The organism is Mesorhizobium tamadayense, from assembly GCF_003863365.1.
Lineage (GTDB): Bacteria > Pseudomonadota > Alphaproteobacteria > Rhizobiales > Rhizobiaceae > Mesorhizobium > Mesorhizobium tamadayense.
In genome coordinates, this window is record NZ_RQXT01000104.1 from 1 (window position 1) to 8,286 (window position 8,286).

The following is an 8,286-nucleotide window of genomic DNA, read 5'->3' on the forward strand; positions in this document are numbered from 1 at the left end:
ACGCGCTGCGCGCTTCGCAGGACAAGCCCAACCCTCCGCACAAAGGGCCGCTCTCAGCAATATCCGAAATAGGCCATGAGCTCTTGGGCCTCACCCGCCTCGAAACGCGAGGCGACTTCCGCGGGCAGCGTCGATTTCCAGCCGCCCCTGTAGTCGGTGATCGGTTGATTGACCTGCGCAAATCGGCGGGCCGAATGCGCCGTCCGAATTCTCCGTCCCCAGACGATAGGATGCCGGTGATAGTCCAGGACGGCCGGGTCGAAAGCCACGCCGATGAAGCGGCATAGCCGTTCGATGGAAAGCGCAGGCGACTCGATGAAGTCCTCGTAGCGCCACAGCATGCTTCCGCCCTCCTCGACACAAAGCATCGAGGCCTTGCTGTCGGCAACCCACCTTTGGAAAGCTCTGTCGAAATCGCCCTCGTAACGCTGCCCAAGCGATGTAACGATATCCCGGCCATCGCGCGTAACGACGATGAAGCGGGCGCCCGGGATCGTCTCGAGTATCTGACGGGTGTAGTGGATATGGGCGGGGGTTTTTTCGACCCAAACGCTCCGGCGCGAAATGGCCGCCTCCAGCAAAAGCAAGCTTAGCTTGGTCCATCTGGCGCCTTTGTCCGAGACAAAAGCGCTTGTCTCCCGCGGGACGCTGAAAACATCGGGATGGGCGGCCAATATCCGGGCAAGCAAGGTCGAGCCGGTATGGCCACAACCACAGATAAATATCGAAGCTTTCGGCTTTGGAATAAGCCGTACCACACCCCTGTTCACTTATTGCGTCTCTCCCGGACACTTAATCGAACCTCTTCTTTTGAGGCATTGCAATAGGGAATGTTTCCACAGGGTCGGCGATGACCCGGCGCGGGATTTGGGGACAGCAGCTACGCCTTCAGCTCCGGCGTTCGTTGGCGAACTTGCTGCCTTCAGAGAGTTTCTCGCCGAGCCGGCTCGCCGGGCAATCTGTCGGGGATCGCCAACCGGCAACGGCTCAAAGCGCGACGGGTTACGCATTCGGCGGCGCTGATGTGTTATGTATTTCATGGAAGGGACTTCCCCCGCATGAAATTGCGACTGGAACGAGCAGGCAAAGCCGCAACTTGATCGAGAGTGCGCGCGATGAGGTTCTGGGCCGCCATTGTTGGTTTGTTCTTCCTGGCCGCAGCCGATCTGCTGCAGGCAGGCGCCCTTGCCGCCGATAAAAATCGGGTCGCCCTAGTCATCGGCAACAGCAAGTATGTCTACGCGCCGGCCCTTCCCAATCCCGCCGGCGACGCGCGCCTGATGGCCGAAGTTTTGCGCAAGGCGGGGTTCAATGTCATCGAAGGCGTCGATCTCGACTATACCGGGATGCGTGACCGGCTGAACAAGTTCACCGAGGGTTCGTACGACGCGGATACGGCGCTGATCTACTACGCCGGCCACGGCTTGCAAGTGAACGGCAAGAATTATCTGATCCCCGTCGATGCGGAGCTCACGGCGCCGGCGCATCTCAAGACCCGCACCATCCAGATCGACGAGCTGCTCGCCGCTCTCCCGCCGGACCCGGCCGTCGGCATCGTCATCCTCGATGCCTGCCGCGACAATCCGCTGGCGAGGACCCTGGCGGCCTCGTTGCCGAAGAGCCGCTCGACCGCCGCGCCGGGCCTAGCGCCCATCGACGTCACGGCGGATGTCGGCACCGGCGGCGTGCTGATCGCCTTTGCGACCGATCCCGGAGCCGTGTCCTATGACGGCAATGGCGCCAACAGCCCCTACACGATGTCGCTGGCCAAGCATCTCGCCGAGCCGGGCGTGGAGATCCAGAGCGCGCTGACCCGGGTTCGCGGTGAAGTGACGGCCGAGACGGACGGGCGCCAGCGGCCCTGGCACAATGCGTCGCTCGGCCGCGAGGTCTTTATCGGCCCGCAAGCGCCGCCACCGGCCGCGCCTGCTCCGCAACCGTCGGTCACGGAGACCCTGGCCGAGCCCTCAAGCTCGCCCCCAAGCTCAGACGCGCGCGGATGGGAAATCGAGCAGCGCGTGTGGGACGAGGCCTCGAAGCGCAACACGCTTGCGCATTACGAGGCCTATCTGCAGCAATTTCCCAAGGGAGCGTTCGCCGATCTCGCCCGCCTCAACATCGATCAGCTCAAGAAGCCGACGGCCGTTGTCGCCAACACGCAAAGCGACGCGTCGCGATCGGCCACCGCGGCGCCGGCCGCGGCCGGCAATCCGGAAACCGACGCCGGAACCGAACTGACGGAAAGCGCGATCGGGCTTGATCGTCAGGGAAAGATCGATCTGCAGGAAAGGCTGCTGGCGATCGGTTACGACCTGGACTAGGCCGACGGCGACTTCGGCATCAAGACGCGCCGCGCCATCGGCCGGTGGCAGGAGGAAAACCGGTTGCCCCCGACCACCTATCTTACGCCAAAGCAATATGCTCGCCTGAAACTCGACACGGACGACCCGCTGAAGAGCTACCGCGCCCAGCGGGCGACGGAAGCAAACAAACAGGAAAGTGCTGCCTCGCAAAAGAAACAGAACCCGCAGCCCGCCGTCCGTGCGAAGCCGAGACGTGAACAGCAACGCGAAGCGGCCAATCCCAGACCGGCACCGAAATCAAAGGCGGCACGAAAGTCCGGGTTCCGCACCTGCAGCGGCATCGACGGCACCTTCGAAGTCCCCGCCTCCCAGAGATGTCCTTTGAGCGGCTACGCGCATTATTGAATGCTCGCCGACAGGGCGCGTTATCGAGCTCCGCGGCCCACCACTGCCGTCGGCATCAGACTCCAGTCTCGTATGCCGCGATCATGCTCGAAAACATCTTGACGAGTTCAGTGAGCTTGGCTTCGCCGACACTTTCACTGCGCGAAGGATCGAGGACGATCGGCTGGCCCGAGTCGGCGTCCGACCGATGCTGCCGCTCCTTCGGCAGCAGCGCTCATCCAGTCACGATAGGATCGTAGGCAAGCAAGCTCGATCCGAGGGAGCACGACGCCCGTCAATGTCGATTAAAGACACCAACAGTGACATCAATTGACAGCCGCCGATTTTCATGACACATGCGGTGTCACCAATTGGAGCAACCAACGTGCCGCGCGTCCGCAGCTACAACAGCCCCATGCGCGAAGAGAAAGCGCGTGAAACGCATGAGGCGATCCTTTGCGCCCTGTTTGAGCTCATGGATTCGGCCAGCGCCGAAGACGAGATCAGCATGGAGGCAATCGCCCAGAAGGCTGGGGTGCAGCGTCGCACTGTGTTCCGCCACTTCGCCACAAAAGACGACCTGCTGGCTGCCTTTTGGCCCTGGCTGAACGCCCGGATAGGAGCCTCGACGATGCCGAGGATCCCTAAGGACGTCGTCGACGGGCCCCGCCTGGCCTTCCCGAGGTTCGACATGCACGAAGCAGCGATCCGCTCATCGCTCCATTCGCGGACTGGCCGCGAGATGCGCATGGGCACAGTGGCAAGCCGCCGCGCCAATTTCAGGCGCGCGCTCGCTCCCGCTATTTCCTCTCTTCAGCCCGCCGAAGCGGAGAAGGTCGAGGCGCTGGCTCATCTGCTCTTCTCGGCCTCCGCATGGGAGATCCTGAAGGACTATGGCGGTCTCACCGGCGTCCAGGCCGGCGAGACCGCATCCTGGGCGCTCGAGGTGATCCTGTCCGCAGTCACCCCGGGTCATTCACCAGCGGAAGCTACAAACCAAAGAGACAAGCCATGAACTTCAACGTCACCACTCCCGAGGCCGCCCAGACACTCTGGGTCGTCGCCGACCGCATCCGCCTGCTCGGCGGCATCGCGGGTTCCAGCCTTGAACTCATTGAGGTCGAGGTCCCGCCAGGTTCCGGCACTCCGCCGCACAGCCATGCTTCGCCCGAACTGTTCTATGTGCTGGAAGGCACGCTGACCGTCCGACACTTCGTCGCGGGCGGCCCGCCCGAAATGACCGTCGCAGGTCCCGGCACTTCGGTGCGCATCGGCCCGAGGGCGCCGCATAATTACTCCAACGACAGCGGCCGCCCGGTGCGGATGCTGGTGCTCGTCGAGCCGTCCATGATCGCCTTCTTCCGCGACATCGGCACGGTCGAGCCGCAGGCCCAGCCCGACTTTGCCCGCATCGGCGCCGCCATGCAGCGCCATGGTATCGAGGCGCTGCCCGTGGCGGCCTGAGCTGCCGCCTGGTGTCACGGCTTTCGGGCTAGAGCAATTCCAGGAAAAGTGTGAAACTGTTTTCCGTCCGGAATTGCGTAAAAACAAGGAGATAGATCGGTTCTGCGTTTCCGTGAAACAGGTGAACCGCTCTAGCGTCGCCCGACGGGAAGAGCGGGGCAGACGATGCGTCAGCCTGCAGGGGAAAGCAAAGTGCTTCCCTGCAGGCGGCAACGTCGCAGCAGCGGATGGCAAAGAGCTAAGTCCCGGATTGGCGCGCCGCGATCGCGCTCAAGAAAATCTCGCCGAACTCCTTGAGCTTGGCCTCGCCGACGCCGTTCACAGGGCCGAACGGGCGGATACCCTGCTCGGCAATGCCGACAATGTCCTCTTCCGCCGCTATCGTACGGCGGAACCCCACTATCGGCCGCCGCGCGGCGTCCTTGTCTTCGGAAGCACGGAGCGCGCCGTCGAAATTGTGGAACCAACGCATCCGCCCTGGATGATCGTTTGCAAGGCGAATAATCCGCCATAGATTAGGTAGCGGTGGGCGCACGAGGATGACATGAAGAAGGAAGAAGCCGAAAAGCTCTTCGGCGGCGGCAGGGACGATTTCGACCTTGGCCCGATAGAAGATTACCTTTTTGCCGTGGCGACGGAACGCGAAGTGCCGAACGTCGCGATTGGGCTCTGCACAATCCGGATCGAGGAATCCGCTCCCCCGTTGCGCGCCGTCCTTGAGCGCGCTGCCAATGGAGAGGCGCTGTCGGACGAGGACGAAATGCTGGTTTTCAGAGGCCTTCATATCCTCGGCGGTGCCCGCGACAGCCAAGCATGCCAGCCCTTGCTGCGCTTGTTGCGCCGCCCCTTCGAGGAAACCGACCGGCTGCTTGGCGATACTGTCACCGAAACCTTGTCGCGCATCGTCGCGGGCGTCTTCGACGGCGACGCCGAGGCCCTGTTCGGCATCATCGCCGACCGCTCCATCGACGAATTCATCCGCGACGCGGTCTTTGGAGCAGTGACCTTTTTGACCTGGGAAGGTCGTATCGAACGCGACCGGACACAGCAGTTCCTGGAGCGATTCTACAAGGAGAGGCTGGCTGACGACTGGGATTACGCCTGGGTCGGCTGGCTGGAGGCGATCGCGATGCTCGCTCTGCGAGACCTCGTTCCGCTTGCCTACAGCGCCTGGGACGAGGGCCGTATACCGGAAGATGTCCTTGATCGCAGCCATTTCGAGGACGACCTGCGGGACGCCGAGCGGGAACCCGGCGACATCGGCCGGTTCGACCGCGCCAATCTGAGTTACATCGAGGATGTCCTCGTGGCGCTGGACTGGACTCGCGGCGTTGGCGAGGACGACGACTTCGAGCTTGACGAGGACGATTTCGAGCTTGACGCCGACGACGGCTGGCAACCCTCATGGCCGGACCCGACCTGGTCGGACATCACGCCGGTCACAAACCCCTGGCGCAACGTTGGGCGCAACGATCCTTGCCCGTGTGGAAGCGGCAAGAAATTCAAGAAATGCTGCCTGGCCAACCAGCAATAGGACGAGCGTGACGCGCCGGCCGATTCTGCCTCAACCTGATCCGCCGGATTGATGCACCGCGATCGCGCTCAAGAAAATCTCTCCGAACTCCTTGAGCTTGGCCTCGCCGACACCGTTCACTTGCGCGAAGGCATCGAGGTCGCGCGGGCGGCGCCCGGCCATGTCGATCAGCGTGCGGTCGGAGAAGACGACATAGGCCGGCACCTGGCGTTCCTTCGCCAGGCGCAACCGCAGCGCCTTGAGCGCGGCGAGCAGCCCGCCGTCCAGATCCTCCGCGCCCGCCGCGGCTTCACCCTGGGCCGAACGCGCCTTGTTGCGCAGGGAACGGTGCCTCGTCTCGATGCGGTATTCGAACGCAATCTCGCCGCGGCCGATGGCGCGGCCGCTTTCGGAAATGGCAAGGCTGCCATAGCCGTCCGGATCCGGCATCAGGAACCCACCCGCCACGAGTTGGCGGATCAGCGACAGCCAGGCAGGTCTCTTATGCGCCGCGCCGATGCCGAAGCTGGCAAGCCTTTGATGGCCCCTGGCCAGCACCTTCTCGCTCGCGTGGCCGAGCAGGACGTCGATGACATGGGAGGCGCCGAAGCGCTCGCCAGTTTGCGCGACGGCCGAAAGGATGATGCGCGCCTCCGCGCTTCCGTCCGCGCGCGGCGCCTGGTTGAGGCAGTTGTCGCAGTTGCCGCAGGGCGAAGCGCTTTCGCCAAAATAGCCGAGCAGAACCTGGCGGCGGCACTGCGCCGTCTCGCAATAGCCGATCAAGGTGTCCAGCCGGCCATGCGAGCGCCGCCTGTGCTCGGGCGAGGCATCTTCGTCATCGATGAACAGGCGGCGCGTGCGGATATCGCCGAGGCCGTACAGCATATGCGCCTCCGCCGGCCGGCCGTCGCGGCCGGCGCGGCCGATTTCCTGGTAGTAGGCATCGAGGCTCGCCGGCAGATCGGTGTGGAAGACATAGGCCACGTCCGGCTTGTCGATGCCCATGCCGAAGGCGATCGTCGCCACCATGACGACGCCGGAGAGCGTCATGAAGGCGTTTTGATTCGCTTCACGCGCGTCCTTGCTCATGCCGGCATGATAGGCGAGCGCGGTGACGCCGTTTTGCTCGAGGAAGGCCGCCATCTCCTCCGTCTTCCTGCGCGACAGGCAGTAGACGATGCCGCTGCGCCCCGAATGGCGCTCGACGAAGCGCAGCAGCTGGCGCTTGCTGTCCTGCTTCGGCTCGATGGCGAGCTTGATGTTCGGCCTGTCGAAACCAAGCACCAGCGTGTCGACGCGACCGGCAAACAGCCGCGCCGAAATGTCGGTGCGCGTCGTCTCGTCCGCCGTCGCCGTCAGCGCGATGATCGGCACTTTCGCAAAGATGTCGCGCAGCCGCGCAAGGTCCTCATATTCGCGCCGGAAGGCCGGCCCCCATTGCGAGATGCAATGCGCCTCGTCGACGGCGATCAGGCGTATGTCGAGCCTGGCGAGCGCGTCGAGCATTCGTTCGGTCATCAGCCGTTCCGGCGCAAGGTAGAGCAGACGGGTCTGGCCCGCCGCGACCCGACGCCACGCCGCGACATTGGCGTCGCGGTCGAGCGAGGAATTGATCGTGTCGGCGGCGACGCCGGCAAGCCGCAGCGCCGCGACCTGATCCTGCATCAGCGCCACCAGCGGCGAGACGACGATGGTGAGCCCGCCCAGGACCAGCGCCGGAACCTGGTAGCAGAGCGACTTGCCGGCGCCGGTCGGCATGACGGCCAGTACGTGGCGGCCGCAGAGCAGCGCCTCCATCACGTCGGCCTGGCCGGGACGGAAATCGTCGAAGCCGAACACGTCCTTCAGGACGCGCCGCTTCGGATCGCGTTCCTCCGCCGGAATGCCCGCCATCGATTTCCGCCCCGCCATCGAATTTTGCATTGAGAGTGATTCCCGGATTCGGCTGAGGCCACGTTCTTAAGGCCGGGATTGCCCGAATGCCACCGCACCCACGCTTGTCCGCCGTTTTGCTGGCCTTGCGCCGCAGGCGCGCCGCCATCGCATTGCCTTTCCGCGCAAAGGATGGCTTGTTGTCCCAACCTGTAGCGGAGGAACCCGGCAATGATCGACCTGGCCACATTGGCGACCTACGTCGCGATCGTGCTTGGCTTCGTCTTCATTCCGGGGCCAGCCACACTGCTTACCGTGGCGCGGGCGACCAGCTCGGGAACCAGGGTCGGCATCGCCACCGGGGCCGGCGTCGCGGCGGGCGACGTCGTCCACACCGCCATGGCGATCTTCGGCATCTCGGCCATCGTCGCCACCTCGGCGATGCTGTTTTCCGTCATCAAATATATCGGCGCGGCCTATCTCGTTTACCTCGGCATCCGCGCCATCCTTGAGAAGGCGCCGGGCGATCTCGCGGGCAACGCCTTGGCCGTGCCGGCGGGCAAGGCGTTCCGCCAGGCCATATTGACCGAAGTGCTGAACCCGAAGACGGCGCTGTTCTTCCTCGCCTTCCTGCCCCAGTTCGTGCGTCCGGAAAACGGATCGGTCGTGCTTCAATTGACGGTCCTCGGCGCCGTCTTTGTCCTTCTCGGCCTCTTCAGCACGGTGGTCTTCGCCGTCTCGGCCGGAGGT

At 64.0% G+C, this 8,286-nt stretch carries 8 protein-coding genes and 1 pseudogene; 6 read left to right on the forward strand and 3 right to left on the reverse strand.

The annotated features are described in order from the left end of the window. Positions 1-53: 53 nt before the first annotated feature. A complete protein-coding gene (locus EH240_RS36140; RefSeq protein WP_125007124.1) occupies positions 54-770 on the reverse strand; it encodes a sulfotransferase family protein in 717 nt (238 codons plus the stop codon). A 345-nt stretch (positions 771-1,115) separates the two neighbouring features. Here EH240_RS36140 and EH240_RS36145 point away from each other — a divergent pair, with 345 nt between their 5' ends. From EH240_RS36145 to EH240_RS36160, 4 genes and pseudogenes are all read left to right on the forward strand, one after another. Beyond that, on the forward strand, positions 1,116-2,321 hold the full coding sequence (locus EH240_RS36145) for a caspase family protein (RefSeq protein WP_125007125.1): 1,206 nt from the start codon (positions 1,116-1,118) through the stop codon (positions 2,319-2,321). 12 nt (positions 2,322-2,333) lie between these two features. Beyond that, positions 2,334-2,708: pseudogene (locus EH240_RS36150) on the forward strand (peptidoglycan-binding domain-containing protein); the annotation flags it as partial. A 364-nt stretch (positions 2,709-3,072) separates the two neighbouring features. Beyond that, complete coding sequence (locus EH240_RS36155) at positions 3,073-3,702, forward strand: TetR/AcrR family transcriptional regulator (protein ID WP_125007127.1); 630 nt, start codon at positions 3,073-3,075, stop codon at positions 3,700-3,702. Then, entirely contained in the window at positions 3,699-4,151 is a 453-nt protein-coding gene (locus tag EH240_RS36160) for a cupin domain-containing protein (RefSeq protein ID WP_125007128.1), read from the forward strand. The genes EH240_RS36155 and EH240_RS36160 overlap by 4 nt, the downstream gene beginning before the upstream one ends. Before the next feature lie 238 nt (positions 4,152-4,389). Here the strand turns inward: EH240_RS36160 and EH240_RS39515 are convergent, their stop codons facing one another. Further along, complete coding sequence (locus tag EH240_RS39515) at positions 4,390-4,623, reverse strand: hypothetical protein (RefSeq protein ID WP_125007129.1); 234 nt, start codon at positions 4,621-4,623, stop codon at positions 4,390-4,392. A gap of 72 nt (positions 4,624-4,695) precedes the next feature. Between EH240_RS39515 and EH240_RS39520 the strand changes: the two genes are divergently transcribed. Continuing rightward, positions 4,696-5,685 (forward strand): DUF1186 domain-containing protein, encoded by a 990-nt coding sequence (locus tag EH240_RS39520; protein ID WP_245436696.1) that lies wholly within the window; start codon positions 4,696-4,698, stop codon positions 5,683-5,685. Positions 5,686-5,715: 30 nt separating this feature from the next. Here EH240_RS39520 and recQ read toward each other — a convergent pair whose 3' ends face one another. After that, on the reverse strand, positions 5,716-7,557 hold the full coding sequence (gene recQ, locus EH240_RS36175) for a DNA helicase RecQ (RefSeq protein WP_125007130.1): 1,842 nt from the start codon (positions 7,555-7,557) through the stop codon (positions 5,716-5,718). 210 nt (positions 7,558-7,767) lie between these two features. On the opposite strand from recQ, the gene EH240_RS36180 reads away from it, so the two are divergent. Further along, positions 7,768-8,286 (forward strand): LysE family translocator (locus EH240_RS36180; protein WP_148101169.1); only part of this gene is annotated, 519 nt, incomplete at its 3' end.